Origin of the sequence: Yimella sp. RIT 621 (assembly GCF_004146205.1) — a bacterium.
GTDB lineage: Bacteria > Actinomycetota > Actinomycetes > Actinomycetales > Dermatophilaceae > Yimella > Yimella lutea.
Map to the genome: position 1 here is coordinate 153,051 of NZ_SEIP01000007.1, position 26,164 is coordinate 179,214.

Genomic DNA, 26,164 nt, shown 5'->3' on the forward strand with positions numbered 1-26,164 from the left:
TACGATGCAAGGTGCACGCCCTGTCCGCGCTCCCCGCGGTACCGAGATCACCGCCACCTGTTGGCAGACCGAAGCGCCCCTGCGGATGCTGATGAACAACCTCGACCCCGAGGTGGCCGAGCGTCCGGACGACCTCGTCGTCTACGGCGGCACGGGCCGCGCGGCCCGGAGCTGGGAGGCGTTCGACGCCATCGTCGAGACACTGAAGTCGTTGCAGCCCAATGAAACTCTGCTGGTGCAGTCGGGTAAGCCGGTCGGTGTCGTCACCACCAACGAGTGGGCACCGCGCGTCCTGATCGCCAACTCCCACCTCGTGCCCGACTGGGCCACCTGGCCGGAGTTGCGCCGGCTGGAAGCCGAGGGCCTGATGATGTACGGCCAGATGACTGCGGGCTCGTGGATCTACATCGCGACGCAGGGCATCCTGCAGGGCACCTACGAGACCTTCGCCGCCGTCGCACGCAAGCGGTTCGACGGGACACTGGCCGGCACCATCACACTCACCGGTGGATGTGGCGGCATGGGTGGCGCGCAGCCGCTCGCCGTGACGCTCAACGGCGGTGTCTGCCTGATCGCGGATGTCGACCGCACCCGCATGGAGCGTCGCGTCGCCAAGCGCTATCTCACCGAGATCGCGGACGACCTCGACGACGCCATCGCGCGGGCCAACAAGGCGAAGCAGGACAAGCGCGCGGTCTCGATCGGCATCGTCGGCAACGCCGCAGACGTCTTCCCCGAATTGCTCGAGCGTCACCAGAACGGCGACATCCACATCGACGTCGTCACCGACCAGACCTCCGCGCACGACCCGCTGTCCTACCTCCCGTTGGAGTACTCGGTCGACGAATGGCAGCGCGAGGCCGAGGGCGACCCGGACGGCTTCACCAAGAAGGCTCGTGAGTCGATGGCCCGCCAGGTGCAGGCGATGGTGGGGTTCCAGGACGCCGGTGCCGAGGTCTTCGACTACGGCAACTCGATCCGGGACGAGGCACGTGCTGCCGGATACGACCGGGCGTTCGCGTTCCCCGGTTTCGTCCCCGCCTACATCCGTCCGCTGTTCTGTGAAGGGCTCGGTCCGTTCCGATGGGTCGCACTGTCGGGTGACCCCAAGGACATCGAGGTCACCGATGCAGCTCTGAAGGAACTTTTCCCCAGCAACGAGCACCTGCACCGATGGCTCGACGCCGCAGGCGAATTCGTCGAGTTCGAGGGACTGCCGGCCCGCATCTGCTGGCTCGGCTACGGCGACCGCCACAAGGCGGGCCTGCTGTTCAACCAACTGGTCAAGGAGGGCAAGGTCTCCGCGCCGATCGTCATCGGTCGCGACCATCTCGACTCGGGCTCGGTCGCGTCCCCGTACCGGGAGACCGAGGGCATGCTCGACGGCTCGGACGCGATCGCGGACTGGCCGCTGCTGAACGCCCTGACCGCAGCGAGCTCCGGTGCCACCTGGGTCTCGCTGCACCACGGCGGCGGGGTCGGCATCGGACGCTCGATCCACGCCGGGCAGGTGGGTGTCGCGGACGGCACGGACCTCGCAGCCGCAAAGCTGAACGCGTTGCTCACCAACGACCCGGCGCTCGGTGTGTTCCGGCACGTCGACGCGGGTTACCAGCGTGCGGTCGACATCGCCGACGAGCGTGGGGTGCGAGTGCCGATGGAGCCGGTCGTGCGGGACGCCGACGACGCCGATGCGGCCCAACTGGCCGCCACCCGCAAGGCCGCGGAGTCCAAGGCACCCAAGGCAGGACGCTGAGATGACCCCAGAAAGTCCGCAGATCGAGCGCGTTGACCCACGCGTTCTGCGGACTTTCGTGGGGAGTGTCCGCAGATCAGACGGGTCGACCCACGAGTTATGCGGACTTTCGGATCAGTCCTGCTCGGACAGGTCGGCGACGGTGGCACCGAAGTGGGCGATCACGTCGTCACCGCTGACAGAGAGACCGACGCCGTGACCGCCACCACCGAGACTGATCGTGCGGCCGCGCAGGTGTTCGTCGGCGTAGACCGGCAGGTCGCGCGCCGAACCGAACGGGGTGATGGTGCCGCGTTCGTACCCGGTCACCTGCTTGGCCGTCGCCGCGTCGGGCATCGACAGTCGTTTGGTGCCGAGCAGCTCACGCACCTTCGGCCAGGAGAACTGACGGTCACCCGGCACGAGCACGAACACGTACTCGTCGTCGGTGACCCGCACGACGAGGGTTTTGATCAGGTCGCGCGGTTCGATCCCACGCGCTGCCGCGGCCTCCTCCAGACTCGACACCTTCCCGTGCCGGGTCACGGTGTGTTCGATACCTGCCGCACGGGCGGCCTCGATCGCCGGAGTCGTTTCGTCAGCCATGTGACCGAGCCTAGGTTGGACAGGTGACTTCTGTGCACTCCCATTTCGACGCGATGTGGGCCGAACTGCAACCGATCGGACGCGACGGTCGGACGGCCGGTTACCGACGGTTCGCGCTGACCGACGAGGACCTCACGCTGCGCGAATGGTTCGCCGGTGAGTGCGGCGCACTCGGTCTCGACCTTGTCGAGGACCGGATGGGCAACCAGTGGGCCTGGTGGGGAGACCCGGACGCAACCGCCGGGGTCGTCACCGGCTCGCACCTCGACTCGGTGCCGGACGGTGGTGCGTACGACGGGCCGCTCGGCGTCGTGTCTTCCCTCGCCGCTGTGAAACGTATGCAGGACAACGGGTTCCGGCCCGATCGTCCGATCGGGATCGTGAACTTCGGCGACGAGGAAGGTGCACGCTTCGGTGTTGCCTGCGCCGGTTCACGGGTGATCACCGGTGCAATGACCGCTGACCGTGCGCTCGCGCTGAAGGATGCCGACGGTGTGACGATGGCCGAAGCCATGCAGCGCGCCGGTCGATCCACGGGCATCGGACGGGACGAGGAGACCTTGCGCCGGATCGCTGCGTTCGTCGAACTGCACGTGGAGCAGGGCCGCGCCCTGGCCGACCTCGACCCGGCCACGTCCGCGGTCGCCGTCGGTACGGACATTTGGCCGCACGGGCGGTGGCGCGCCGATTTCGCCGGACGGGCCGACCACGCCGGCACCACCGCGCTGGGCGACCGAGCCGACGCGATGCTCGAAGCGGCTGCCTTCGTCCAGGCCGCCCGCGAGGAAGCTGCCCGCCGCGACGGTGAATCCCGTTGTGTCGCAACGGTGGGCAAACTCGATGTACAACCCGGTGGTGTGAACGCGATTCCTTCGCATGTCACCGCTTGGTTGGACGCCCGTAGCAGCGACGAGCGCCTCGTGCTCGACACGATCGCCGCACTCGAGCGACGTTTCCCGGGTGCGCTCAGCCAGGAGTCCTGGACCCCGACCACACCGTTCGACGCCTCGCTGTGTGCCCGACTGCAGCGCACGCTCGGTGCACACACGCCGATGCTCGGCACGGGCGCCGGCCACGACGCAGGCATCCTGGCCAATGCCGGTGTGCCGACCGCGATGTTGTTCGTGCGCAACCCGACCGGCAGTTCGCACACACCCGAGGAGTTCGCCGAGGCGGACGACTGTCACCGAGGCGTCGACGCACTGGTGAAGGTGCTGGAAGACCTGGCGAGCGTCTGATGCGCATTTGGCCGGTCCACCCCGCTCAACTCGACCGCGCGGCTCTGGCGTCGTGTCGGCGAGAGACCCTGCCGGCTCAATCCGTGCTTGCCGGGCACACCAAGGGCTACACCCGGCACCCGCAACTCCAACGGTGGCGAGCCACGCCCGAACCCCTCGCTGCGCACCCGATGCTCGAGTTGGTCGACGGCGGGATCGAACCGTGGGAGATCGTGAAATGAAGCAGTTCTGGTGCGAGTACGCACTGCTGCCCGACGGACTCGCGCGGTCGGTGCTGTTGACGATCGAGGACGCAGAAGACGGCGACGATGCCCGACGCTTCGTCGCCGTCCAGCAGGACGCGCCGGCCGGGGATGCCGAGGTGCTGGCCGGGGTCACCATGCCGGGTTTCGCGAACACCCACAGCCACGCCTTCCACCGCGCCTTGCGGGGTCGCACCCACGACGGCGGGGGCACGTTCTGGACCTGGCGTGACCGCATGTATCACGTTGCGGGGCAACTGGACCCCGACAACTATCTATCGCTGGCCAGGGCGACGTACGCAGAGATGGCGCTCGCGGGCATCACGACGGTCGGTGAGTTCCACTACGTGCATCACAACCCGGACGGCACCCCGTACGACGACCCGAATGTCATGGGCATGGCCCTGCAGCAAGCGGCACGGGACGCCGGTATCCGGTTGACCCTGCTCGACACCTGCTATCTGCGTGGCGGGTTGACCGTCGACGGGCACACCCCGTTGTCAGCCCAGCAACGTCGGTTCGGCGATGCGGACGTGATGGCCTGGGGTGAACGGGTGAGCCGTCTCGACGCCTGGCATTCGCGCGGCTTCGCCGTCGGCACCGCGATGCATTCAGTGCGTGCGGTGCCTTTCGACCAACTGACAGCCGCCGCGAACCTCGCTTCACACGTCTGCGAGGGCACATGGTCCGTCGATCCGTTGCACATCCACTTGAGCGAGCAGCCGGCGGAGAACGAAGCCTGCCTCGCTCACTACGGACGGACCCCGACCCAGCTCCTCTCGGAAGCCGGCCTGATCGATCGCAATCTGACCGCAGTCCATGCCACCCACCTCAACGACGAGGACATCCGCCTGCTCGCAGACGAGCACGCCTTCGCGAGCTTCTGTCCGACGACCGAGCGTGACCTCGCCGACGGCATCGGTCCGACGAAAGCGTTGCGCGACAGCGGAGTCGGCATCTCGCTGGGCAGCGACCAGCACGCGGTGATCGACATGTTCGAGGAGATTCGAGCGGTCGAGATGCATGAGCGTCTGCGCACCAATGCACGAGGTCACTTCGCAGCGCAGGACCTCCTCGGTATGGCCACCCGGCACGACAGCCTGGGCTGGGAGGACGCCGGACAGCTCGCTCCCGGAATGCACGCCGACTTCGTCACCGTCTCGTTCGACTCACCACGCACGGCCGGCATCGACCCGGCGCAGATTCTGTTCGCCGCGACGTCGGCCGACGTGCACACCGTCGTCCGTGACGGTGAGCCGATCGTGACCGACGGGCACCACCGCCTCGGCGACGTGGGACGAATGCTCGCCGACTCCATCGCACCCTTCTGGGAGGACGCATGACCAGCACGCTCATCACCGGCATCAGCGAACTCGTCACCAATGACGCAGAGCAGGACAACGGGTTGCTCGGTATCGTCGAGGACGCGGCGATCGTGGTGTCGGACAAGGCGATCGAATGGATCGGTCTGCAGTCCGAGGCGCCCGCGGCGGACCTGCACCGCGACGTCGGCGGACGAGCAGTGCTGCCGGGTTTTGTCGACAGCCACACTCACCTCGTCTTCGCCGGGGACCGCAGCGCTGAGTTCTCGGCACGGATGACCGGTGAGCCGTACGACGGAGGTGGCATCGCGGTGTCGATGGCCGCCACCCGGGGCGCGTCGGACGACGAACTGCGCTCGCTCGTCCGTCGCCGCGTCCAGGAGATGCGCGGCCAGGGGACGACCAGCTGGGAGATCAAGTCGGGTTACGGACTCGATGTGGACACTGAGGCCCGGTCGCTGCGTATCGCCCGCGAATTCACCTCGGAGACAACGTTCCTGGGTGCTCACGTCGTGCCGCCGGAGGCGAGGAAAGACCGCGCGGCGTACGTCGAACTCGTGACCGGACCGATGCTCGAGGCGTGCGCTCCGCACGCGAAGTGGATCGACGTCTTCTGTGAACCACACAGCCAGTACGCCTTCACCGAGGCGGAATCACGCACGGTGTTGGACGCCGGAAAGGCGAGGGCACTCGGTGTGCGGGTACACGGCAACCAGTTGGGTCACGGTCCCGGCGTGCAACTCGCGGTGGAACTGGGTGCGGCGAGCGTAGACCACTGCACCTTCCTGACCGACGGTGACGTCGATGCGCTCGCGGCGAGCGACACCGTGGCCACGCTGTTGCCGGGCGTGGAGTTCTCCACCCGGATGCCGTACCCGCGGGCGCGTGACCTCATCGATGCCGGCGCCACGGTCGCACTCGCGAGCGACTGCAATCCGGGTACGTGTTACTCCAGTTCGATCCCGTTCGTCATCGCGCTGGCGGTGCGCGAGCTACGGATGACTCCTGCCGAGGCGGTATGGGCGGCGACTGCCGGGGCGGCGACGTCGTTGCGCCGCAACGATATCGGCGTGCTCACTCCGGGAGCGCGAGCCGACCTCGCAGTTCTCGATGCGCCGAGTCACCTGCACCTGGCGTACCGGCCGGGGGTGCCGATCGCTGCGGCGGTCGGCCTTCCCGCGGGAGAAGAGCTGGATGAGCTGCACCTGGAGTAGGAATGAGGAAGGGCCGCACCGAATCGGTGCGGCCCTTCCTCATCGAGCGAAGGATCAGTCCTTCTCGACCGAGTAGTTGACGGTCTTGCCGTTGACCGACTTCACGACGGCCTTGAACTTCTGCTTGGAGCCGGCGACCTCGGCCTCACACTTGACCTCTTCACCGACCTTCGCCTTGAGGTCGTCGTCGCAGTCGACGTCCTTGACTTCCTTGTCGGGGTTGGTCGACTTGATGCGCTGCTCGATCTGCTTCTCGACGTCCTTCTCCTTCACAGCCGGTTCGCTGCTGCACGCGGTGAGCCCGCCGAGGAGCAGGACACCGGTGAGGGACGCCGCTGCTGCGCGGCCGAGGCGGTTGGTCATGATGATTCTTCCTCCGAGAGATTGAGGTTTGTCCTCGTGGATCCTACGCAGGAATGCGCGCACCGAGGCGGCTCAGCAGTCGGCCAGTAGTCGCACCGGCTGCTCGACCGCATCGGCGATGAACCGCAGGAATCCGCCGGCTGAACCGCCGTCGCTAACGCGGTGATCGAAGGTGAAACCGAGTTGGGTGACCTTGCGGACGGCGAGTTGTCCGTCGACCGCCCATGGCCGATCGATGATGCGTCCGACACCCAGCATCGCTGCCTCGGGGTGGTTGAGGATCGGTGTGGACCCGTCGACTCCCAACACGCCGTAATTGTTCAGCGTGAAGGTGCCGCCGGTGAGTTCGCCGGGCGACAGGTCGCCGGTGCGGGCGCGAGCAGTCAGGTCGCCCAGCGCCTCGGCCAACCGGCGGGTGGTCATCTCCTGAGCACCGCGCACGACGGGAACGACCAGACCCCGGGGCGACTGAGCCGCGAACCCGAGATTGATCTGCTTGTGCCGCACGATCGTGTCGCCGTCGACGGACGCATTGAGTTCGGGGAACTGCTGGAGTCCGGCGACGCAGAACCGTGCCAGCAGCGCGAGCAGGCTGATGCCGGACGACTTCAACTGTGCGCGCACGGCCAGCAGTTCGGTGGCATCGACGTCGACCCAGGTGGTGGCGTCCGGGATCTCCCGACGGGAGGCCAACAGCTTCTCGGCGATGGCCTTGCGGACGCCGGCCAGCGGGATGCGTTCGTCGCCGTCCGCGGCAACCACGGACTTCTCGGGCTCGGCGGACTGCTTGTTCGTCCTGGCCGAGAGCGCCGACTCGATATCGCTGCGTCGCAACACAGTTCCCGAAGCCGGTCGCAGGGTGCGCAGGTCGAGGCCACCGTCGGCGGCGAGCTTGCGCACCAGCGGCGAGATGACCTGCGGGGCACGCTGTTGCGTGAACGCCGACGGCAGGGAGGCTGTGGCGTCCACGCAGGAGCGGTCTGTGGCGCCGTTCAGCGCGCCGCGAGGGGCGCGCCGACGGCGGGTCTGGTCGGCGTGGCCCGTGCCGTACCCGATCAGGACGGCGCCGGAACCATCGTCGCCGTCCTCGCCCTGCACGGCCTCCGTGGCAGGGGCGTTGTCGGAGACCGTGATCAGCGGGGCGCCGACCCTGACGACATCACCGGTACTCCCGTGGCGAGTGGCGACCCGCCCGGCGTAAGGGATGGGTACCTCGACCGTGGCTTTGGCGGTCTCGACCACCACGACGTTCTGGTCGATCGACACCTCTGCTTGGTCCTCGACCAGCCACTCCACGATCTCGGCCTCGGTGAGCCCTTCGCCGAGGTCGGGCAGATTGAAGACGCGCTCAGCCACGGTTGTCACCGACGAACGGCTCGTCGTCCCACTGCAATCGGTCGATCGCATCGAGGATGCGGTCGACACCGGGCAGGTAGGTGTGCTCCAGCATCGGCGCCGGATACGGAAGCGGCAACCCACTGACCCGCAGCACCGGGGCGGCCAGGGAGTGGAAGCAGCGTTCGGCGATCCGCGAGGCCAATTCGCCTGCGACGCCAGCAAATCCCTGCGCTTCGCTCACCACCACGCAGCGCCCGGTACGCCGCACCGACTCCATGACCGTCTTGTCGTCCAACGGGACGATGCTGCGCAGATCGACGACCTCGACGTTGTAACCCTCTTCGGCGGCTGCTTCGGCCGCTTTCAGCGACACCGGCAGCGAGGGACCGTAGGCCACCAGGGTGACCTCCTTGCCCGGCCGGCGCACGGCGGCCTGACCGACAGGTGCCGAGGGAGTCTCGGTGTCTACGTCCGCCTTGCTCCAGTAGAGGACCTTCGGCTCCATGAAGATCACCGGGTCGGGATCGGCGATCGCCTGGCGCAGCATCCAGTATGCGTCCTGCGGCGTGGCCGGGGTGTAGACCTTCAGGCCGGGCGTGTGCGCGTAGTAGCCCTCGGAGGAGTCGCAGTGGTGCTCGACCCCACCGATGCCGCCGGCGTAGGGCACCCGGATGACCATCGGCAGCGTGACATTGCCGGCGGTGCGGTTGTGCATCTTCGCGACGTGAGAAGCGATCTGTTCGAACGCCGGGTAGGCGAACGCGTCGAACTGCATCTCGACCACGGGCCGGAAACCGGTGTAACACAGGCCGATCGCGAACCCGACGATGCCGGACTCAGCCAACGGCGTGTCGAAGCAGCGGTCCTCGCCGAAGTCGCGGGTCAACCCGTCGGTGATGCGGAAGACGCCGCCGAGGGTGCCGACGTCCTCACCGAAGACCAGGACGTCGTCGTTCTCGGTCATCGCATCGCGCAGCGCCTGGTTGATCGCCTTCGCGAAGGTCAGCGAGCTGGTGCGGGCAGGAGCGTCGATGGTGGTCATCGGGTCACCTCGTCGGCGGCCTGCAGTTCGCGGACGACCATGGCGCGGGCGTCCTCAACCTGAGGCGTCGTGGACTGGAAAACGTTGTCGAACAAGGACATCGGGTCGACAACGGGGTCGGCGTTCATGCGGTCTCGCAGGTCGGACGCCAACGCTTCGGCCTCCTGGCGGACCGCGTTGGCCTGGTCGTCGTTGAGCAGTCCGCGTGAACGCAAGTACGCCTCGAGACGCGCGATCGGGTCACGGTCGAGCCAGGCGCAGACCTCGTCGCCGGAGCGGTAGCGGGTCGCGTCGTCGGCGTTGGTGTGTGCGTCCATGCGGTAGGTGTGCGCCTCGATGAGGAACGGACCCTTGCCGGTGCGGCAGTGCTCGAGCGCCGCGTCCATGACGGCGAGCACCGCGGCCGGGTCGTTGCCGTCGACCTGCTCGCTGGTCACGCCGTAGCCGATTCCCTTGTACGCCAACGACGGTGCCTTCGTCTGCTTGGCGAGCGGGACGCTGATCGCGTACTTGTTGTTCTGCACGAAGAAGATCGCGGGCGCATCGAAGACCGCCGCGAAGTTCAGCGCCTCGTGGAAATCGCCCTCGCTGGTCGCACCGTCGCCGATGAAGCCGAGCGCGACGGAGTCCTCACCACGACGTTTGAGACCGTAGGCCGTGCCGGCCGCGTGCACCAGTTGCGTCGCCAGCGGAGTGCACTGGGCGGCCGTGCGGTGCTTCATCGGCTCGTACCCGCAGTGCGCGCTGCCGCGCAGCAGGGTCAGCACCTCGACCGGGTCGATGCCGCGGGTCACCAGAGCCATCGACTCGCGATAGGTCGGGAACATCCAGTCGCGCTCGGTGAGCGCACGGATCGCAGCGACCTGGCAGGCCTCCTGGCCACGCGAGGACGGATAGACCGCCAGCCGACCCTGTTTGGTCAGAGCGGTCGCCTGCAGATCGAAGCGGCGTCCGATCACCATGTGCCGCCAGACGTCCTGGAGCCGGTCGGCGTCCGGCATGACATAAGGACGACGGGTGCCGGTCTGGGTGACCTCGGCGCCGGTCGGGTCGATCAGCTGCACCGGTCGGGCCGAGGGCAGGAGGTCCTCGATCGCCGGATCATGGACTGTGGTCTGCATCACACTATCGTCGCTATCCGGGCCGACTGGCTCAAGTTCGGCACAAAGGAGTGGATGATCGGCTCATGAATGCCGAAGACAAGGTCAATTCGTCCAGTAGTGATGCACGCTCCGCACCGACGGCTGGACGATCGGCAGCGGCCCTGGACGTGGTTGATTCACGCATCCTGGCGGCGTTGCGCGAGGATTCCCGGCTGTCCGTGCGAGCGCTTGCCGAGAAGCTGCATCTGAGTCGGGCCGGGGCCTACGCGCGCATCGAGCGATTGCGTGAACGAGGAGTGATCACCGGCTTCACGATCGCCATCGATCCGGCGGCGGCCGGCCTGACCACCACGGCGTACGTGGCGATCAACATCGAGCAGAACACCTGGCGCCGGGTCAGCGAGGAACTCGCGACGTTGCCCTATCTGGACACCATCTCGCTCATGGGTTCGGACTTCGACGTCCTCGTCCAGGTGCACGCGCCCGACAATGCCTCGCTGCGCACGCTCGTCCTCGAACGCATCCAGGCCATCCCGGGCGTCCTGGGCACCCGCACCTGGCTGGTGTTCGACGAGTCCCGTGGGGTCGGCACTCCGTGGCAGGCGTGAGGACATGGCTGTGCCTCCCGCTGCGGGCGGGGCATTCCGCGGCGGGAGGCACATGTCATTGGGGTGGATCAGACGGTCAGTGACCATCCGTTGAGGTACCCGGTGTCACCGGAGTAGTTGTCGCGCACCCGCAGCGTCCAGGTGCCGCTCGTCGCGGACGACGGGAGGGTGACGGTCTTCTCGACCGCCGTGCTCGCCGGACGCTGCGTGCAGGAGCCGTACGAACTGGACTCCAACGGGTAGCTGCGTCCGTCGGGGGCGACCAGGCTGATCGACAGGTCCTGGATGCAGCTGTGCGAGATGTAGTACTTCACCTTGGCCGTCGTCACGTTCGCCGACTTCGTCGAGGTGATCCGGCTGTTCACCGTGTAGTTGTCGTAGATCGTGTAGCGGTAGTTGTTGGTGAAGGTCGTCGTGGGCAACGGGGCCGGCGTCGTCGGGTCGGTCGGATCCGTCGGGGTGCTGGAGCCGTCATTCACGGCCCGCTTCCACAACGTGTACGCGATGCCGTCGGCGGCGCGGTTGAGGGCCGTCGTGTTGATGTTGGCGGGGTAGCTGTCGCATGCCGAGTGGTAGCAGGAGTCGAACGCCGCACCGGAGGTGCCGCCCCACTTGCTGGCCTGGGTCGAGGTTTTGCGTGCGCTCGCGCCCATCGCGTAACCGGACGCGGGGATGCCGGCGCTGGAGAAGGGGTAGTCGTCCGAGCGGCCGCGACCTTCGGTGTTCTCCTCCGGCTGCAGGCCCAGGCTGTCCCAGTACTCCTTCATCGGGGCGGACTGCGTCGAGCCGATGTTGTTGATGAAGTAGCCCGCGTTCTTCGAAGCGACCATGTCGAAGTTGTAGTACGCCTTGATGTTCGAACGAGCGGTCGAACTGAGGTTGTCGACGTAGAACTGCGAGCCGTTGAGGCCCTGCTCCTCGTCGGTCCACCAGGCGAAGCGGACGTGGTTGAGCATCGTCGGGCTCTTGGCCGCGAGGGTGAGTGCGGTCTGCAGGATCGCGGCCGAGCCGCTGCCGTTGTCGTTGGCGGCCGGGCCGGACGCGACGCCGTCCAGGTGGGCCCCGAACATCACGGTCTTGGTCGTGTCGCCACCGGGCCAGTCGGCGATGATGTTGTCGCTCGGGTAGGCACAGTTGGTGCAACGCTGCTTGGTCACCGTGAATCCGGCGGCCTGCAGCTTGCCCACCACGTAGTTGACGGACGCGGTGTAGCCCGCGCTGCCCGCGCGGCGGTGGCCGCCGTTGTTGTTCGCGATGGTCTGCAACTGCTGCAGGTGGCCGGTCACCGCAGTGAGGTCGACATCGGGGGCGGCGACCGCTGCTGCGGTGGTGGCTCCGTCCGCGGTGGGGAGGAAGGGGGCCGCGGCGCCGGTCAGCGCAATGCTGGCGAAAGCCGCCGTGAGCACGCGCCGGGTGGTCTTCTTGCTGGTCAAGGGCCAGCTCCTTTTCATCAGATGGAACAGATGGCATCGCGGGGGTACCAGTAACGTTGAAGTCCGCGTGGCGGATCGCGGTAATCCCACCTGGCCATAACCTCAGGGTTGTGCGCGTCGACATCCATCACCTGCGGCTTGTGGTCACCGTGGCCGAGACCGGCAGCATCACTGCTGCGGCCTCCCGCCTCGGGGTCTCCCAGCCGGCGCTGTCGGCGCAGATCGCGCGTATCGAGCAGGCCCTCGGGTGCGCGGTCTTCGTGCGTAGTCGGCAGGGTGTCGCGCTCACATCCGCCGGGGAGATGGTGGTCGAGCGCAGCCGGTCGATCCTCGACTCGGTCGACCAACTCGTCACTGACGCAGCCGAATTCGAACACGGGATGAGACCGCTGCGCGTGGGCGCCAACCGGTCGCCGTTCTTCGCCTCACTATTGGTCGAACTCGAATACCTGCTGCCCGACCGGCGGATCACCCCGATCGTGGACGCGTCCAGCTCGGTCATCACCGAGCACCTGATCTCCGGCGAGCTCGACCTGGTGATCGTCGGTGTGCACTCCGAGTTCGAACAACCGCTTCCCGCGCCGCTGCAGGAGATCGAGTTCATCGAGTACGAACCGTTCCTGGTCGCGATCGCGGAGGACGCCGCCCCGCCCAGCCGCCCGCTCACGGTGCCGGACCTGGCGAACAACGCCTGGCTGCTCCCACCCGGTAGACCGGACGGCACGGACGAAGCCCTCACCAATCTCTTCGCGGCACAAGGTGTCAAGCTGCGTGCGCCCTATGGACGACAAGGCTTGTCGGACTACTGGCCCTATGTCGCAGCCGGGAACGCGGTCGCTCTGGCGCTGCCGACCTACGAGCCGCCGATCGGCGTCCGAGTGCTCCCGCTGGCCGGCAACCCGATCGTCGGACGCCGGGTCGTGCGTTGGCACCCCGACCGGGTCGACCGCAGCGAAGCGCTCGCCTGCGCGCGGTCGGCGGCGGCGGTGTACGAAGCGCACGTGGCTGCCGCGGCATCGCGGTACTCGTGGTGGAACCAACTGTCCGACCACCACCCGCGTGCGGCGCGGGATCTGTGGAGCTGACGCGGACCACGTCCGGACATACAGATTCCAGATCACGACGGGCCGCCAGATTCCAGATCACGACGGGCCGCGCCGACGGCAGCGTCGCGGCCCGGGCGGCCAGAAGCGACCCGGTCGGCCGGACGTGAGGCTGTTGGTCAGGCCTTCTTGGCGGCCTTCTTCGTTGCCTTCTCCAGCGCCTTCTGGTGCTCCTTGACGACGACCTGCGGCGGGTGACCGGCGGTCTTGGTCCAAAAGTCGGCGGCCTTGCGCTCACCCAGCGCGCGCACACCCTGCGCGACGGCGGCGGCGACCAGGACGAACAGCGCGGTCTCCTTGGCGGAGTAGTTCGGGTCGTGCTTGCCGACCGGCGCCGGCTGTCCGGTGACTGCGTGCCAACCCTGGTTGGTGACCTTGTTGGCGATCTGAGTTGCCGCCACACCGGCCGCAGCCGCGACGATCTTCCACACCACAGAGCCCATGAGTTCCTCCAAGTCAGCGGCCGTCACCGGCCGATCGGGTCGATTTGTCTGGTCAGAGCCTGCCATGTTTCGTGTGGCCCGCACGTTTGCGCGCCCGATGATTCAGGCTGTGATCCCGGCCGCATCGAACGGCCGCGGACGAGACGCCGGCGAGACGGTGTAGCGTCCGATACGGAAACGACAGGGGAGCGCACGGTGCGCTGAGAGTGCGGCGACCGGGCCGCAGACCCTCGAACCTGATCCGGTTAGTACCGGTGTAGGAAGTCGAGCCCCTCCTTGCATCCGAGGAGGATCAGTTGTTCCGGAGAACCTTCACCACCGCGTGCTGCGGCACCCTCGCCCTGGCCATCGCCGGCTGCTCGAGCACCGGCGACGACAAGCCCGCAGCAACATCGTCCGGCAAGGTCACGACCGTCAAGCTCGTCACCCACGAGTCGTTCGTGATCCCCAAGGACGTGCAGGCCGAGTTCACCAAGACCACGGGATACCAACTGCAGGTGCTCGCCTCCGGGGACGCGGGCAAGCTCGCCAACTCGGTCGTACTCGCCAAGGGCAACCCGACGGGCGACGTCGTGTTCGGCATCGACAACACCTTCGCTTCCCGGGTCGTCGACTCCGGCGCCCTCGCCGCCAACGAACCGAAGGCACTCCCGAAGAGCGCATCGAAGTACGCGTTGCCCGGCGAAGCCGCGCAGTCGCTCGCTCCGATCGACTTCGGTGACGTGTGCGTCAACGTCGACGACGCCTGGTTCGCCGCGAAGAAAAAGGCGAAGCCGCAAAGCCTGGACGACCTCACCAAGCCCGAGCACAAGGACCTCTTCGTCACGCCCGGTGCCGCGACGTCCTCGCCCGGTATGGCCTTCCTGCTCGCCACTGTCGCGAAGTACGGCGACGACGGTTGGCAGGACTACTGGAAGAAGCTCAAGGCGAACGGCGTGAAGGTCACCAGCGGTTGGAGCGACGCGTGGGGCGTCGACTACACCGCCGGCGGCGGCAAGGGGACGCGTCCGATCGTGTTGTCGTACAACACTTCTCCCGCCGACACGATCAAGGACGGCAAGCCGACGACGTCCGCCATGACGGACTCCTGCTTCCGGCAGGTCGAGTACGCCGGCGTGCTGAAGGGCGCGAAGAACGAGCCCGGCGCGAAGGCGTTCATCGACTTCATGCTCGGCAAGAAGTTCCAGGCGTCGATGCCGAAGAACATGTACGTCTTCCCGGTCGATGACCAGGTGAAGCTGCCCGACGCCTGGCAGACCGCGGTCAAGGTGCCGGACAAGCCGTTGCAGGTCGACCCCACGAAGATCACGAAGAACCGGGACGACTGGCTGCGCCGCTGGCAGGACGCCGTCTCCGGGTGATGCGTACTCGCCTCGGGCGATCGCTCGTTCCGGCGCTCGCAGCACTGATCCCGCTGGCCTTCCTGGCGGTGTTCTTCCTGCTGCCCGTGTCGGCGATGGTCGCCCGAGGCCTGCACCTCGACGGGCAATGGTCCTTGGACGCGGTACGTGACGTCCTGACGCGGCCACGCACCCGCCGCGTCGTCTGGTTCACGGTGTGGATCAGCTCGCTCGCGACGCTCATCACCGTGCTGCTCGGCGTGCCGATCGCGTACGTCACCTACCGGCTGAAACTGCCGCTGACGGGGCTGGTGCGCGGGCTGCTGGTGATGCCCTTCGTGCTGCCGACCGTCGTGGTCGGCATCGCGTTCCGCAGCCTGCTGTCGACGTCCGGTCCCTTGGATTTCCTGGGTTGGGACGGCTCGTGGCAGGCGATTCTCGCCGCCCTGGTGTTCTTCAACATCGCGGTGGTCGTGCGCACCGTCGGCGGACGCTGGCAGTCGCTCGATCCACGGCAGGCCGAGGCTGCGGCCTCGCTCGGCGCGAGTCCGTGGACGGTGCTGCGAACCGTCACTCTGCCGGCGTTGCGTCCGGCCGTCGTCTCCGCCGCGATGGTGGTGTTCCTCTTCTGTGCCGGGTCCTTCGGCGTGGTGCTGACACTCGGCGGGGTGCGCTACTCGACGGTCGAGACCGAGATCTACCTGCTGACCACGAACTTCCTCGACCTGCGCGCCGCCGCGGTGCTGAGCCTGCTGCAGGCACTGGTCGTGATCTCACTGCTGTTGCTGACCGAACGCATCACCGACCGTGGCGAGACCCGTCTTCGATCGGGCACCTCTGTGCAGCAACGGGTTCGGCGCAGCGATCTGCCTCACGTACTGCTCACCGGCGCCGCGTTGATCTTCGTGCTGGCGCCGCTCGTCACCCTCGTCGCCCGGTCGCTGCAGGTCGGTGATGGCTGGGGCTTGGGCCATTACCGCAAGCTCACACAGGTCGGATCGGTGCCGGCCCTGCAGGTCAGCGTCTTCGATGCGCTGCTGACCTCGTTGCGGGTGGCGGTCGACGCCACCTTGCTCGCGATGCTCCTCGGACTGCTGGTCAGCTTCGTGATCACCCGGCGTCCGACCTCGGCGGGCGGACGCCGTCTGCTGTCGGCGCTGGACGCCACCTTCATGTTGCCGCTGGGTATCTCCGCGGTCACCGTCGGGTTCGGCTTCCTGATCGCGTTGGACGAGCCGCCACTCGACCTGCGCTCGTCGCCGCTCCTCGTCCCGATCGCGCAGGCGCTCGTCGCTCTGCCACTGGTGGTGCGGGTGATGGCGCCCGCTCTGCGCTCGGTCGACCCGCGGGAACGGGAAGCGACCGCTGCACTCGGTGCCAGTCCGATGAGGGTGTTCTGGGACGTGGACCGGCGGGTTTTGACGAAGCCGCTGCTGGCTGCGACCGGGTTCGCCTTCGCCGTGTCGTTGGGTGAGTTCGGCGCGACGAGTTTCCTTGCGCGGCCGGAGAATCCGACTCTGCCGGTCGTGATCTACCAACTGATCGGCCGCCCCGGTGCCGACCACTTCGGCATGGCCCTCGCGGCGTCCGTGATCCTCGCCGGTGTGACTGCGACGATCATGGTCGCGGTCGAGCGACTGCGCGGTCGGACGGGAAGTTGGTGAGCATGCAAGAGGGACTGGTGGTGAACGACATCCGCGTCCGTTTCGGCACGACGGTGGCCGTGAACGACGTCTGCCTCGAGCTTGCGATGGGCCAGGTGATGTCGATCCTCGGACCGTCCGGTTGCGGAAAGTCCACCCTGCTCCGGGTCATCGCCGGACTGCAGGACCTCGAAGCCGGCACCGTCGGTTTCGACGGTCAGGACGTCACGCGCGTACCGACCCACCGCCGTGGGTTCGGGTTGATGTTCCAGGACGGGCAACTGTTCGGACATCTCGACGTAGGCGGCAATATCGCCTACCCGCTGCGGCGGCAGGGGGTTCCGTCCCGCGAACGCACCGCCCGGATCACCGAACTGCTGGAGCTCGTCGGACTCGCCGGCTACGAGAAGCGCTCGATCAACACGCTCTCCGGCGGACAACAGCAGCGCGTGGCGCTGGCCAGAGCGCTCGCCCCACGACCGCGACTGCTGCTGTTGGACGAGCCGCTGTCGGCTCTCGACCGCGACCTGCGAGAGCGGCTGGCCACCGATCTGCGCCGCATCCTCACCGAGACGGGCACGACCGCATTGCTGGTCACGCACGACCATGACGAAGCACTGACTGTCGCCGATCAGCTGGCGGTCATGCTCGCCGGCCGCATCGTGCAGCACGGTCCGGCGCAGCAGGTCTGGCGTGACCCACGCGGCCGGGAGGTGGCGCGCATGCTCGGCTACCGAACCGAGGTGGATGCCCGGCGCTGGTCGTCCGCCGGCCTTCCTGGAGCGAACGCCGACGGATCGGTCCTGATGCGCGACAACGCTTTCCGCGTCTCCGATGCCGGCACGTTCGAAGGAGTCGTACGGGAGGCGCGTGCGGTGAGCGGGGGTTCGGCACTGACCGTCGAGCTGCCCGGCGTCGGCCTCGTCCCGGCGGTGGGGGACGACCCGTCGTCCGCGCGTCCAGACGAATCGGTCAGGCTGGAACTCAACCCGCACGCGATCACCACGTCGAAGGCCGAAGCATGACCGAACTCATCGACATCCACTGTCACGGCGCACTCGGTCATGAGTTCGGCGCAGACGTGAAGGGAAGTCGCGCCGCCGCCGGCTATCACCGGTCGCAAACGGTCTCGCAGCTTGTCGCCAGCCTCGTCTCCGGCACGGCAGAAACGATGGAGCACTCGGTGCGCGTGCTCGCCCCGCTCGTCGCCGACGGCACGTTGCTCGGCATCCACCTCGAAGGCCCCTTCCTGTCGGACGCGCGGCGCGGCGCTCACGACCCGACCGCCCTGCGCGATGCCGACCGCGGGTTGATCGAGCAACTCGCGGCCGTCGCGGAGCACGCCGGAGCGCCGAATGCGTTGCGCCAGATGACGTTCGCTCCCGAACGTGGTGACACCCGAGGTTTGATCGGCGTGCTGGTCGACCACGGCATCACCCCCGCGATCGGCCATACGAATGCCGATGCCGCCACCGTGACGGCTGCGATCGATCACGTGGTCGAAAGGTCGGGACATCCGGCAGTGATCACGCATCTGTTCAACGGCATGCCGCCGATGCACCACCGCGCCGGTGGTCCGGTGGCGGTCGCGCTCGCAGCAGCGGGCCGCGGAGACGTGTTCGTCGAACTGATCGCCGACGGCGTCCACGTCGCACCCGAGGTGGTTCGGATGGTCTTCGAGACCCTCGGTCCCGAGACGATCGTGCTGGTCTCGGATTCGATGGCCGCGACCGGGCTCAGCGACGGTCCCTACCGGATCGGCACGCTCGACGTGCGGGTGGAAGGTGGCACTGCCCGCCTCGTGCAGGGGGGTTCGATCGCCGGCAGCACCTCTACGCTGGCTGACTGTGTCCGTTGGGCGGTCGACGTGGCGGGTCTGCCCGAAGCCGACGTGCTCACCGCGGCGTCCGTGACCCCACGCCGAGCGCTCCGGCTCTGAGCAGGCAGCTACTCGGCCGAGCTCCGGTCCGGGAACTCGCGCACGGTCAGGCACTGCTCGATCTTGCCGACCGGGCCGTCCTCGTCGTGGACCGTCGTCGAGGTGAGGCCGAGGCCGGTCGGTCCGAAGGTGACCGCCGTGTCCAGACCGACCCAGCCTGGTCGTGGCGTCCGGATCAGGTGCAGTGACAACTCGACGTTCGGGAACATCAGTTCGGTCGGGCGGAACCTCGTCGCGACTCCGTTGGCCGTGTCGACGCGGGTGACGAGAGCGGCCACCGGAGTGGCCCGCTCGCCCTCGACCAGCGTCGGACGCGTGCGGATCCAGACCGACCGGCGTCCGTCGCGTCCACCGGGCAGTTGTCGCATCTCGAGCGAGGCGATGTAGCCACCGGGCCACTCCTTCGTCGGGTCCATGGGAGCCGCGTGCTCCGGCCCGTCCATTGCGGGCAGTTCGTTTCCGGCACGAGCGGTTGTGTCCTGCACCGAAAGCCGCCAGGCGCGGGCGCGGATGATCACGCGGCCGCCGATCGTGAGGGTGGCTTCGAGCAGTTCGATGGTGCGTCCCGGGCGCAGCGTGACCACCTCGATGTGCGACTCCGCGGCCGGGATCATGCCGAGGATCTCCCAGGTGATGCGGCCGATCTGCATGTCGTCACGAGGCTCGTGCGCCTCGAGCATGTAGGTCATCAACGCGCTGATCGGGGCCATGTGCTGCTCGGCGTCCTGCCAGGCACCCTGGGCGTGCAGAGTGGGCATGAAGGTGTTCTCGTCGATGCGCCGGTAGTAGGCGTCGGAGTGCGGATCGAGGCTCACTCGATCGAGCGTAGTTTCGGAAACAGGGAATGGACGACCGGGCTGGGCGTTTATACCCCCTAGGGGTATAGTGAAAGGCGGAGGTGAGTCCACATGACCACAGATCAGGATGTCCGGAAGGCCGACGCGAACGGCGATCTGCGGGATGTCGAGCTCGACATCACCGGAATGACGTGTTCGTCGTGCGCGGCGCGTATCGAGAAGAAGCTCAACCGGGTCGACGGTGTGAGCGCCTCGGTGAACTATGCGACCGAGAAGGCGCTGGTGCGGGCGCCGCGCCCGATCACGGTCGATGATCTGATCGGGGTCGTGGAGAAGACCGGCTACGGCGCGTCCGAGCGCACGCACGATACGCACGACCACATGAATCACGAGGTGGCACCTGCCGAGGTGCTCAAGCGTCGCTTGATGATCGTCTGGCCACTCGTCCTGCCCGTGATCCTGTTGTCGATGGTGCCGGCGTTCCAGTTCACCGGCTGGCAGTGGGTCGCTCTGGCACTCACTACGCCGGTCGTGCTCTGGGGCGCGCTGCCGTTCCACCGCGCCGCCTGGACCAACGCCAAGCACGGCGCCTCCACCATGGACACCCTCGTCAGCCTCGGCACGCTGGCCGCGTACCTCTGGTCGGTCTGGGCCATGGTCTTCGGCGACGCCGGCGAACTCGGCCTCAAGCACCACTTCGAGCTCCTCATGCACCCCGAGCACGCATCGAGTGCGATCTACCTCGAAGCTGCGGCGGGTGTCTCGGCATTCCTGCTGACCGGTCGTTACCTCGAGGCCCGGGCCAAGCACTCGTCCGCCGAGGCACTGCGGGCCCTCGCCGAACTCGGCGCGAAGGATGTCGCTGTCCTGCGCGACAAGACCGAGCAACGAATCCCGTTGTCGCAGCTCAGGGTCGGCGATCACTTCGTCGTCCGACCGGGTGAGAAGGTCGCCACCGACGGCGTCGTCGAGATGGGCAGGTCGAGCATCGACACGTCCGCCATGACCGGTGAGTCGGTGCCGGTCGACGTCAGCATCGGCGATGACGTCACCGGCGCAACGGTCAATGTGAGCGGCCGTCTCGTTGTTCGCGCCACCCGCGTGGGCTCCGACACCGCGCTGGCCGGGATCGCTCGCATGGTGGAGCAGGCGCAGACCGGCAAGGCCAACGCGCAGCGGCTGGCCGACAAGGTGTCGAGCATCTTCGTGCCGATCGTGCTCGCTGTCGCACTGGTCACCTTCATCGGCTGGTGGACTATCGGCGGGTCGCTCGCAACCGCTTTCACCGCCCTGGTGGCCGTACTCGTCATCGCCTGCCCGTGCGCGCTCGGTCTCGCCACTCCGACAGCGTTGTTGGTCGGCACCGGTCGAGGGGCCTCGCTGGGCATCCTGATCCGCGGTCCGCAGGCACTGGAGACCTCCCGCGGCATCGACACCGTCGTGCTGGACAAGACGGGCACGCTCACCACGGGCGAGATGTCGGTCGTCGACGTCCACGGCGGCAAGGCGGTACGTCGTGCCGCTGCCGCGGTCGAAGCGGGTTCGCAGCACCCGATCGCCCAGGCCATCGTGCGTGCGGAGGAGCCGCCGCTGCCCGAGGTCGACGACTTCCAGACGGTCGACGGTTTCGGAGTGCGCGGCACCGTCCGCGGGGTGCCGGTGGTCGTCGGACAGGAGAAGCTGCTCACCGACTCAGGGATGTCGCTCTCGGACGAACTCACCGCCGAAGTCGACCGGGCGCGGGACGGCGGTGGCACCGTGGTCATCGTCGGCTGGGACGGCGCGGCTCGCGGCTTCGTGAAAGTGGCCGACCAGCCCAAGGAGACTGCGGCGCAGGCCGTTTCGGCGTTCAAGGCGCTGGAGTTGCGTCCGGTGCTGTTGACCGGGGATCACGAGTCCGTGGCGCAGTCCGTTGCCGCGGAACTCGGCATCGACGAGGTCATCGCGCAGGTCACTCCTGCCGACAAGGCCGAGCAGATCCGACACCTGCAGGAACAGGGACGCAAGGTCGCGATGGTGGGCGACGGGGTGAACGATGCGGCGGCGCTGGCCCAGGCCGATCTCGGTATCGCGATGGGCACCGGCACGGACGCCGCCATGCAGGCCGCCGACATCACGATCATGAGCGGTGACCCGCGCAAGGTCGCGACCGCCGTCGAGTTGTCGCGCAGCACGCTGCGGACGATCTACGGCAACCTGACCTGGGCGTTCGGCTACAACGTCGCGGCGATCCCGCTGGCGATGTCGGGTCGGATGAGCCCGATGGTCGCCGGTCTCGCGATGGCGTTCTCGTCCCTGTTCGTCGTCGGTAACTCGTTGCGTCTCAAGGGTTTCCGTCCGACCCACGGCGGCGACTGAACGGAGAACTCAGATCGGCAGTGTGCCGCGAACGATGCTGTCGCCGGAGTGTTTCCGGTTGCCGTCCAGCGGCTCGCGCGATACATCGACGATCACGTAGCCCTCGTCCAGCAGTCGCGGGTCGATGACGAACTGCTGCGGCTCGGTGCCGTGCACGAAGCCGATGCTGATCACCACCACGGTGATGTTCGCGCCGACGGGCGCCGCGGCGGACCCGTGGGCAGCGGCCGGGGCAAGCGCGAGCGTTCGGTGGCCGGTGGATGCACCTGTCGCGAAGATTTTATCGGGAGATCTCGCGTCGGCGTCAGGGAGTGTCGGTCGGGTGCAGGTCGTGCTGACCCAGGACGTCTGACATCAGGTCGACGGTGACGCTCTGCCGGGCGGCATCGTCGGCGAAGGCGCCGTCGTCCCGGCCCTCCTCCCGCCACGCCAAGGCGTGCTCGATGACCGGGCGGTGGCGCTCGTCCATCGCCTCCAGTCCCCAGCGTCCGGCACCCGACTTGGACGTGATCGCGTGCTGGGTCAGCGCGTGGTGCAGCCGCAGTACTCCCAGCACGCTCCACGCCGCTTCGCGAGGGGAAATCCCGGCGTCCGGGGTGTCGACCAGCCCCTGCAGCCGTGGCAACCAGTAGCCCTCGAGATTGGTCCGGGTGTTGAGCTCGAGCACTGTGTCGCTGGTGAAGATGTCGAGTTCGCCGGCGTCCGGGCCGTGCACGGTGATGCCGCGCTCGGCCAGTTCCTGCCAGGTCACCTGGTTGGCGTCGCAGTGATGGGCCACGGTGAACTTGCCGTGCAGCACGCCCGGGTGCACCGGCAGGACGGACGGGTCCTCGGCGAGCTGGGTGGTCGGCACGTAGAAGCCGTCGAAGTGGTCGGGCAGGTCGCGGTGGATCTGCTGCAGTTTGGCGATGTCGGTCTCGTTCGGGCGCCGGGTCGTGGTGGCGACGAAGTCGATGTCGCTGTCGTCGAAGTACTCGCCCCAGCACAGCGACCCGTGCAGGTACATCCCGTCCAGGTAGCCCGGCAGGCGCTCGTCGATGAGTCGCACCGCCCGTTGGGCGGTCGCTCGGACGTCCGACGGCAGCTGCGGGGTAGACATGAGTCGAGGCTAGCCGCGCGCACGCGCACTAGGGTTGGCGCGCGGAGGGGAGAGTGATGGACGCAGCGGCAGCGACCAGGGTCGGCAACCGTTACGGTCTGCGTACCCGTATCGCCGGAGGCGGCATGGGCGAGGTCTGGCGGGCACACGACGAGGTCCTCGACCGTCCGGTCGCGGTGAAGATGCTGCACGCCGGTTTGAGCGACGATCCTGACTTCCTCGAACGCTTCCGTACCGAGGCACGCAACGCCGCGAAGCTGTCCCACGGAAACATCGCCCAGGTCCACGACTACGGCGAGGACGACGGATCCGCTTACCTGGTCATGGAACTCGTCGAGGGCGATCCGTTGTCGTCGATCATCCGGGCGCGAGCTCCGCTGTCGCCGGCCGACACCGTCGCACTCCTCGTTCAAGCTGCGACCGCGCTCGACGCGGCCCACGTCAAAGGCATCGTCCACCGCGATGTGAAGCCCGCGAACATCGTCGTGACGCCCGACGGCACCGCCAAGCTCACCGATTTCGGCATCGCCCGCGCACTCGGCTCGGCCGGAATGACCAGGGCGGGCGAGGTGCTCGGCACCCCGCAGTACCTGCCGCCAGAAGCTGCCCTCGGTCACGAGGTCGGGCCCTCCTCCGACGTCTATTCGCTCGCGGTCGTCGCCTTCGAGATGCTCACCGGTGCGTGGCCGTTCAGGGCCGACACCGCGGTCGGCTTGGCCATGGCACACATCCAGCAGCCGGTGCCGCCCCTGCCGGCGGGTGTCCCGCAGCCGGTGAGCGAGGTCGTCCATCGTGGTCTGGCCAAACAGCCCGAGCAGCGGTACGCATCCGCGAAGGACTTCGCCGCCGCGCTGCAGCAGGCGCTTGCGGCGACCCCGCCGGCGGCCCTGGACGAGGACATCACCGAGGTCTCGACGATGGTGATTCGCTGCACTGAACCTGAACCTGAACCCAACCCGTCCGAGCCCGTGCCCGGGGCTTCCAACAACACTGTTCATCCGGACGCGTTGGCCGGCGCGACCGTCCTCGCGCCCGGGCAGAACTCCGCGCTGCCGGGCACCGTCGTCGAGGTGCACGCGACGGTCGGCGCCGGTGTCGGCGAACCGGTCGACCCGATGGCCTTCGAGGTCGACGGCAACGGTCAGGCTCTTGCTGAATCCTCGTTCGTCTTCTTCAACAATCCTGTCTCGGCGTCCGGGGCGGTGACCTTGCGGGACAACGGAATTCGGATCGATCTGACCGAACTCCCGGACGATTGCCGCGCGGTCAACGTCGCTCTGTCGGACGACCACCCGCTCGGCGGACAGCAGCTCGCGGTCAAGGTGCAGATCGGTGATGCTGCGCTGGAACTCGACACGACGGTGCTGACCGAGGAGAAGGCGGTCGTGTTGCTGCGGGTCTACCGCCGGGGCGGCCTGTGGAAGATGCGCAACGTGATGGCCGGTTGGGTCGACGGCATCGAACCGCTGGTCCGCGCCTTCGGGATCGAGATCGAGGACTAACGAGCTTCGTCCAGCGCGGCCTTGATGTGCAGGCGGGTCGTCGGGAAGATCGGCACGTCGGCGTCCATGGCGGTCACGAGCAACTCGATCTCGGTGGCGCCCAGGATGATTCCCTCGGCGCCGCGGTCGGCGAGGTCCTGCATGACCGACCGGAAGTAGCGGCGCGATTTCTCGTTGACGATGCCGACGCACAACTCGTCGTAGATGATCCGGTTGATCTCACCCACCGCTCCCTGCGCGGGCGTGTGGACGGTCAGGCCCTGACGTTCCAGGCGTTCGGTGTAGAACGTCTCGTTCATCGTGAACGCGGTGCCGAGCAGGCCGACCTCCTTCATTCCGGCGTTCTTCGCGGCCGCGCCGGCGGTGTCGGCGATATGGATCAGCGGCACGTCGACTGCGTCGTCGATGCGGTCGGCGACCACGTGCAACGGGTTGGAACACAGCAGGATCATCGTGGCCCCGGCGGCTTCGAGGCGCTTGGCCTCGCCGCCGAGCACGGAGCCCAGGGCATCCCAGTCGCGGGCATCCTGGAGTTGCTGGATCTGCGCGAAGTCGAGGCTGCTGAGCAGGACGCGTGCCGAGTGCAGGCCGCCGAGCCTGCTGTGCACGGTCTCGTTGGCGAGGCGGTAGTACTCGGCGGTCGACTCCCAGGAGAGTCCGCCGATGAGGCCGATGGTCTGCGTCGAGGAGGACATGAGTCCAGCCAATCACCCCTGCGGCCGTCATGCGACCGGGTTTGTACAACTGGGACGGATTGACCGTCTCGCCGGACGGCACGATCCTTGACCGGGTGGGCGCACCCGACTAGCGTTCCGCCATGCGTAACTAAACTTCCGAATCGCGGAAGTTTGAGATTCCGAGGAGCCCAGATGAGCGCCCCTTCCCTATTCAACGCCATGAATGAGGAACAGGTTCACGAGGCGCTGCTTGCGTGCTTGCCGGTCGAGCGCTGGGCGGGGGAGGTCGCGGCCGCTCGTCCGTACGACTCGCGCGAAGCGCTCCTCGCGCAGGCCGAGGCATCGGCCGGGGCGCTCGACGACGACGAGCTCGACGCTGCCCTGGCCGGTCACCCGCGCATCGGTGAGCGCGCCTCCAGTCCCGACCACCAGGCCGAGCATTCCGCGAAGGAGCAGGCCGGCCTCGACCAGAGCGATCAGGACGTGATTGAGCGACTGCGTACCGGCAACGAGGCGTACGAGGAGCGGTTCGACCGTGTCTTCCTGATCCGGGCCAAGGGGCGCACCGCTCCGGAGATCCTGAGCGAGTTGGAACGCCGCTTGGCCAACGACGACGAGACCGAACGAGAAGAGACCGTCGCGCAGTTGCGCGAGATCGCGTTGCTGCGACTTGAAGAGGTTGCACGCTGATGGGCACGTTGAGCACACACATTCTGGACACCAGTCGCGGCAAGCCGGCCGAAGGCGTCCGCATCACGCTGGAGACGCTGGCCGGTGAGCAATTGGGTGAAGGCGTCACGAACGCCGACGGTCGCGTCGGGGAGATCGGTCCCGAGCGCATGGAGGTGGGTGACTACCGCCTGCACTTCGCCGCGAAGGACTACTTCGACGGCCTCGGCGAGCAGTCGTTCTACCCCGAGATCACGGTGGCGTTCACGATCGCGGACGCCGACCAGCACTACCACGTGCCGATCCTGTTGAACCCCTACGGTTTCAGCACCTACCGGGGCAGCTGACGA

General features: G+C 67.5%; 26 protein-coding genes and 1 riboswitch. Of the genes, 15 read left to right on the forward strand and 11 right to left on the reverse strand.

From position 1 onward, the window contains the following. Nucleotides 1-4 precede the first annotated feature (4 nt). Nucleotides 5-1,756 carry a urocanate hydratase gene (locus EU513_RS08615; RefSeq protein WP_129625478.1) on the forward strand — a complete coding sequence of 584 codons (1,752 nt, stop codon included), beginning with the start codon at nucleotides 5-7 and terminating at the stop codon, nucleotides 1,754-1,756. A gap of 114 nt (nucleotides 1,757-1,870) precedes the next feature. Here EU513_RS08615 and EU513_RS08620 read toward each other — a convergent pair whose 3' ends face one another. Beyond that, on the reverse strand, nucleotides 1,871-2,341 hold the full coding sequence (locus EU513_RS08620) for an aminoacyl-tRNA deacylase (RefSeq protein ID WP_129625479.1): 471 nt from the start codon (nucleotides 2,339-2,341) through the stop codon (nucleotides 1,871-1,873). Between the two features lie 23 nt (nucleotides 2,342-2,364). On the opposite strand from EU513_RS08620, the gene EU513_RS08625 reads away from it, so the two are divergent. The 4 genes from EU513_RS08625 to hutI are packed head-to-tail and all read left to right on the forward strand — an operon-like array spanning nucleotide 2,365 to nucleotide 6,357. After that, nucleotides 2,365-3,579, forward strand: coding sequence for an allantoate amidohydrolase (locus tag EU513_RS08625; protein WP_255407441.1), 1,215 nt, complete (start codon nucleotides 2,365-2,367; stop codon nucleotides 3,577-3,579). Further along, nucleotides 3,579-3,800, forward strand: a complete 222-nt coding sequence (locus tag EU513_RS08630) for a pyrimidine dimer DNA glycosylase/endonuclease V (RefSeq protein WP_129625480.1) — start codon at nucleotides 3,579-3,581, stop codon at nucleotides 3,798-3,800. Before EU513_RS08625 ends, EU513_RS08630 begins: the two co-directional genes overlap by 1 nt. After that, complete coding sequence (locus tag EU513_RS08635; protein WP_129625481.1) at nucleotides 3,797-5,164, forward strand: formimidoylglutamate deiminase; 1,368 nt, start codon at nucleotides 3,797-3,799, stop codon at nucleotides 5,162-5,164. The genes EU513_RS08630 and EU513_RS08635 overlap by 4 nt, the downstream gene beginning before the upstream one ends. Further along, nucleotides 5,161-6,357 (forward strand): imidazolonepropionase, encoded by a 1,197-nt coding sequence (gene hutI / locus EU513_RS08640; RefSeq protein ID WP_129625482.1) that lies wholly within the window; start codon nucleotides 5,161-5,163, stop codon nucleotides 6,355-6,357. Before EU513_RS08635 ends, hutI begins: the two co-directional genes overlap by 4 nt. 54 nt (nucleotides 6,358-6,411) lie before the next feature. Here hutI and EU513_RS08645 read toward each other — a convergent pair whose 3' ends face one another. The 4 genes from EU513_RS08645 to EU513_RS08660 all read right to left on the reverse strand — a co-directional run bounded on the left by EU513_RS08645 (nucleotide 6,412) and on the right by EU513_RS08660 (nucleotide 10,221). Beyond that, nucleotides 6,412-6,720 carry a DUF4333 domain-containing protein gene (locus EU513_RS08645; RefSeq protein ID WP_129625483.1) on the reverse strand — a complete coding sequence of 103 codons (309 nt, stop codon included), beginning with the start codon at nucleotides 6,718-6,720 and terminating at the stop codon, nucleotides 6,412-6,414. A 72-nt stretch (nucleotides 6,721-6,792) separates the two neighbouring features. After that, nucleotides 6,793-8,076, reverse strand: a complete 1,284-nt coding sequence (locus tag EU513_RS08650) for a dihydrolipoamide acetyltransferase family protein (RefSeq protein ID WP_240795980.1) — start codon at nucleotides 8,074-8,076, stop codon at nucleotides 6,793-6,795. After that, nucleotides 8,069-9,100, reverse strand: coding sequence for an alpha-ketoacid dehydrogenase subunit beta (locus EU513_RS08655; RefSeq protein WP_129625485.1), 1,032 nt, complete (start codon nucleotides 9,098-9,100; stop codon nucleotides 8,069-8,071). Before EU513_RS08655 ends, EU513_RS08650 begins: the two co-directional genes overlap by 8 nt. Further along, nucleotides 9,097-10,221 carry a thiamine pyrophosphate-dependent dehydrogenase E1 component subunit alpha gene (locus EU513_RS08660; RefSeq protein ID WP_129625486.1) on the reverse strand — a complete coding sequence of 375 codons (1,125 nt, stop codon included), beginning with the start codon at nucleotides 10,219-10,221 and terminating at the stop codon, nucleotides 9,097-9,099. The genes EU513_RS08655 and EU513_RS08660 overlap by 4 nt, the downstream gene beginning before the upstream one ends. Nucleotides 10,222-10,286: 65 nt before the next feature. Between EU513_RS08660 and EU513_RS08665 the strand changes: the two genes are divergently transcribed. After that, nucleotides 10,287-10,811, forward strand: coding sequence for an Lrp/AsnC family transcriptional regulator (locus EU513_RS08665; RefSeq protein ID WP_129625487.1), 525 nt, complete (start codon nucleotides 10,287-10,289; stop codon nucleotides 10,809-10,811). Between the two features lie 68 nt (nucleotides 10,812-10,879). Here EU513_RS08665 and EU513_RS08670 read toward each other — a convergent pair whose 3' ends face one another. Continuing rightward, nucleotides 10,880-12,244: a M28 family peptidase gene (locus EU513_RS08670; RefSeq protein ID WP_240795981.1), complete on the reverse strand. Its 1,365-nt coding sequence runs from the start codon at nucleotides 12,242-12,244 to the stop codon at nucleotides 10,880-10,882. Nucleotides 12,245-12,354: 110 nt separating this feature from the next. Between EU513_RS08670 and EU513_RS08675 the strand changes: the two genes are divergently transcribed. Continuing rightward, nucleotides 12,355-13,329, forward strand: coding sequence for a LysR family transcriptional regulator (locus tag EU513_RS08675; protein WP_168990217.1), 975 nt, complete (start codon nucleotides 12,355-12,357; stop codon nucleotides 13,327-13,329). A gap of 137 nt (nucleotides 13,330-13,466) precedes the next feature. Here the strand turns inward: EU513_RS08675 and EU513_RS08680 are convergent, their stop codons facing one another. Next, the gene (locus EU513_RS08680; RefSeq protein WP_168990218.1) at nucleotides 13,467-13,817 is read right to left on the reverse strand and encodes a DUF4235 domain-containing protein; all 351 of its coding nucleotides are present in this window, start codon (nucleotides 13,815-13,817) and stop codon (nucleotides 13,467-13,469) included. 145 nt (nucleotides 13,818-13,962) lie between these two features. Next, nucleotides 13,963-14,070, forward strand: a riboswitch (TPP riboswitch). A 16-nt stretch (nucleotides 14,071-14,086) separates the two neighbouring features. Between EU513_RS08680 and EU513_RS08685 the strand changes: the two genes are divergently transcribed. From EU513_RS08685 to EU513_RS08700, 4 genes are read left to right on the forward strand one after another with little or no spacing between them, the layout of a single operon-like run. Further along, complete coding sequence (locus EU513_RS08685; RefSeq protein WP_129625491.1) at nucleotides 14,087-15,151, forward strand: thiamine ABC transporter substrate binding subunit; 1,065 nt, start codon at nucleotides 14,087-14,089, stop codon at nucleotides 15,149-15,151. Then, nucleotides 15,151-16,794 (forward strand): iron ABC transporter permease, encoded by a 1,644-nt coding sequence (locus tag EU513_RS08690; RefSeq protein WP_129625492.1) that lies wholly within the window; start codon nucleotides 15,151-15,153, stop codon nucleotides 16,792-16,794. Before EU513_RS08685 ends, EU513_RS08690 begins: the two co-directional genes overlap by 1 nt. 2 nt (nucleotides 16,795-16,796) lie before the next feature. Further along, entirely contained in the window at nucleotides 16,797-17,798 is a 1,002-nt protein-coding gene (locus EU513_RS08695; protein ID WP_129625493.1) for an ABC transporter ATP-binding protein, read from the forward strand. Then, the gene (locus tag EU513_RS08700; RefSeq protein ID WP_129625494.1) at nucleotides 17,795-18,712 is read left to right on the forward strand and encodes an N-acetylglucosamine-6-phosphate deacetylase; all 918 of its coding nucleotides are present in this window, start codon (nucleotides 17,795-17,797) and stop codon (nucleotides 18,710-18,712) included. The genes EU513_RS08695 and EU513_RS08700 overlap by 4 nt, the downstream gene beginning before the upstream one ends. An 8-nt stretch (nucleotides 18,713-18,720) precedes the next feature. Here EU513_RS08700 and EU513_RS08705 read toward each other — a convergent pair whose 3' ends face one another. Continuing rightward, nucleotides 18,721-19,527 carry a thioesterase family protein gene (locus EU513_RS08705; protein WP_239700853.1) on the reverse strand — a complete coding sequence of 269 codons (807 nt, stop codon included), beginning with the start codon at nucleotides 19,525-19,527 and terminating at the stop codon, nucleotides 18,721-18,723. Nucleotides 19,528-19,620: 93 nt separating this feature from the next. Between EU513_RS08705 and EU513_RS08710 the strand changes: the two genes are divergently transcribed. Then, nucleotides 19,621-21,867: a cation-translocating P-type ATPase gene (locus tag EU513_RS08710; RefSeq protein WP_129625495.1), complete on the forward strand. Its 2,247-nt coding sequence runs from the start codon at nucleotides 19,621-19,623 to the stop codon at nucleotides 21,865-21,867. A gap of 9 nt (nucleotides 21,868-21,876) precedes the next feature. Here EU513_RS08710 and EU513_RS15890 read toward each other — a convergent pair whose 3' ends face one another. Next, a complete protein-coding gene (locus EU513_RS15890; RefSeq protein WP_168990219.1) occupies nucleotides 21,877-22,044 on the reverse strand; it encodes an anti-sigma factor in 168 nt (55 codons plus the stop codon). A 127-nt stretch (nucleotides 22,045-22,171) separates the two neighbouring features. Continuing rightward, nucleotides 22,172-22,966 carry a nucleotidyltransferase domain-containing protein gene (locus EU513_RS08715; RefSeq protein ID WP_129625496.1) on the reverse strand — a complete coding sequence of 265 codons (795 nt, stop codon included), beginning with the start codon at nucleotides 22,964-22,966 and terminating at the stop codon, nucleotides 22,172-22,174. A gap of 56 nt (nucleotides 22,967-23,022) precedes the next feature. Between EU513_RS08715 and EU513_RS08720 the strand changes: the two genes are divergently transcribed. Further along, a complete protein-coding gene (locus EU513_RS08720; RefSeq protein ID WP_129625497.1) occupies nucleotides 23,023-24,468 on the forward strand; it encodes a protein kinase in 1,446 nt (481 codons plus the stop codon). Here EU513_RS08720 and EU513_RS08725 read toward each other — a convergent pair. Further along, nucleotides 24,465-25,163 carry an aspartate/glutamate racemase family protein gene (locus EU513_RS08725; RefSeq protein ID WP_129625498.1) on the reverse strand — a complete coding sequence of 233 codons (699 nt, stop codon included), beginning with the start codon at nucleotides 25,161-25,163 and terminating at the stop codon, nucleotides 24,465-24,467. The two genes, EU513_RS08720 and EU513_RS08725, sit on opposite strands and share 4 nt — an antisense overlap. A gap of 201 nt (nucleotides 25,164-25,364) precedes the next feature. Here EU513_RS08725 and uraD point away from each other — a divergent pair, with 201 nt between their 5' ends. Then, nucleotides 25,365-25,835, forward strand: a complete 471-nt coding sequence (gene uraD / locus EU513_RS08730) for a 2-oxo-4-hydroxy-4-carboxy-5-ureidoimidazoline decarboxylase (protein ID WP_240795982.1) — start codon at nucleotides 25,365-25,367, stop codon at nucleotides 25,833-25,835. Beyond that, complete coding sequence (uraH, locus tag EU513_RS08735; RefSeq protein WP_129625500.1) at nucleotides 25,835-26,161, forward strand: hydroxyisourate hydrolase; 327 nt, start codon at nucleotides 25,835-25,837, stop codon at nucleotides 26,159-26,161. Before uraD ends, uraH begins: the two co-directional genes overlap by 1 nt. Nucleotides 26,162-26,164 lie beyond the last annotated feature (3 nt).

Coding starts and splice junctions, on each gene's coding strand:
- EU513_RS08615 (WP_129625478.1), top strand. CDS start 5: ATGCAAGGTGCACGCCCTGTCCGCGCTCCCCGCGGTACCGAGATCACC.
- EU513_RS08620 (WP_129625479.1), bottom strand. CDS start 2,341: ATGGCTGACGAAACGACTCCGGCGATCGAGGCCGCCCGTGCGGCAGGT.
- EU513_RS08630 (WP_129625480.1), top strand. CDS start 3,579: ATGCGCATTTGGCCGGTCCACCCCGCTCAACTCGACCGCGCGGCTCTG.
- EU513_RS08635 (WP_129625481.1), top strand. CDS start 3,797: ATGAAGCAGTTCTGGTGCGAGTACGCACTGCTGCCCGACGGACTCGCG.
- hutI (WP_129625482.1), top strand. CDS start 5,161: ATGACCAGCACGCTCATCACCGGCATCAGCGAACTCGTCACCAATGAC.
- EU513_RS08645 (WP_129625483.1), bottom strand. CDS start 6,720: ATGACCAACCGCCTCGGCCGCGCAGCAGCGGCGTCCCTCACCGGTGTC.
- EU513_RS08655 (WP_129625485.1), bottom strand. CDS start 9,100: ATGACCACCATCGACGCTCCTGCCCGCACCAGCTCGCTGACCTTCGCG.
- EU513_RS08660 (WP_129625486.1), bottom strand. CDS start 10,221: ATGCAGACCACAGTCCATGATCCGGCGATCGAGGACCTCCTGCCCTCG.
- EU513_RS08665 (WP_129625487.1), top strand. CDS start 10,287: ATGAATGCCGAAGACAAGGTCAATTCGTCCAGTAGTGATGCACGCTCC.
- EU513_RS08690 (WP_129625492.1), top strand. CDS start 15,151: ATGCGTACTCGCCTCGGGCGATCGCTCGTTCCGGCGCTCGCAGCACTG.
- EU513_RS08695 (WP_129625493.1), top strand. CDS start 16,797: ATGCAAGAGGGACTGGTGGTGAACGACATCCGCGTCCGTTTCGGCACG.
- EU513_RS08700 (WP_129625494.1), top strand. CDS start 17,795: ATGACCGAACTCATCGACATCCACTGTCACGGCGCACTCGGTCATGAG.
- EU513_RS08710 (WP_129625495.1), top strand. CDS start 19,621: ATGACCACAGATCAGGATGTCCGGAAGGCCGACGCGAACGGCGATCTG.
- EU513_RS08715 (WP_129625496.1), bottom strand. CDS start 22,966: ATGTCTACCCCGCAGCTGCCGTCGGACGTCCGAGCGACCGCCCAACGG.
- EU513_RS08720 (WP_129625497.1), top strand. CDS start 23,023: ATGGACGCAGCGGCAGCGACCAGGGTCGGCAACCGTTACGGTCTGCGT.
- EU513_RS08725 (WP_129625498.1), bottom strand. CDS start 25,163: ATGTCCTCCTCGACGCAGACCATCGGCCTCATCGGCGGACTCTCCTGG.
- uraD (WP_240795982.1), top strand. CDS start 25,365: ATGAATGAGGAACAGGTTCACGAGGCGCTGCTTGCGTGCTTGCCGGTC.
- uraH (WP_129625500.1), top strand. CDS start 25,835: ATGGGCACGTTGAGCACACACATTCTGGACACCAGTCGCGGCAAGCCG.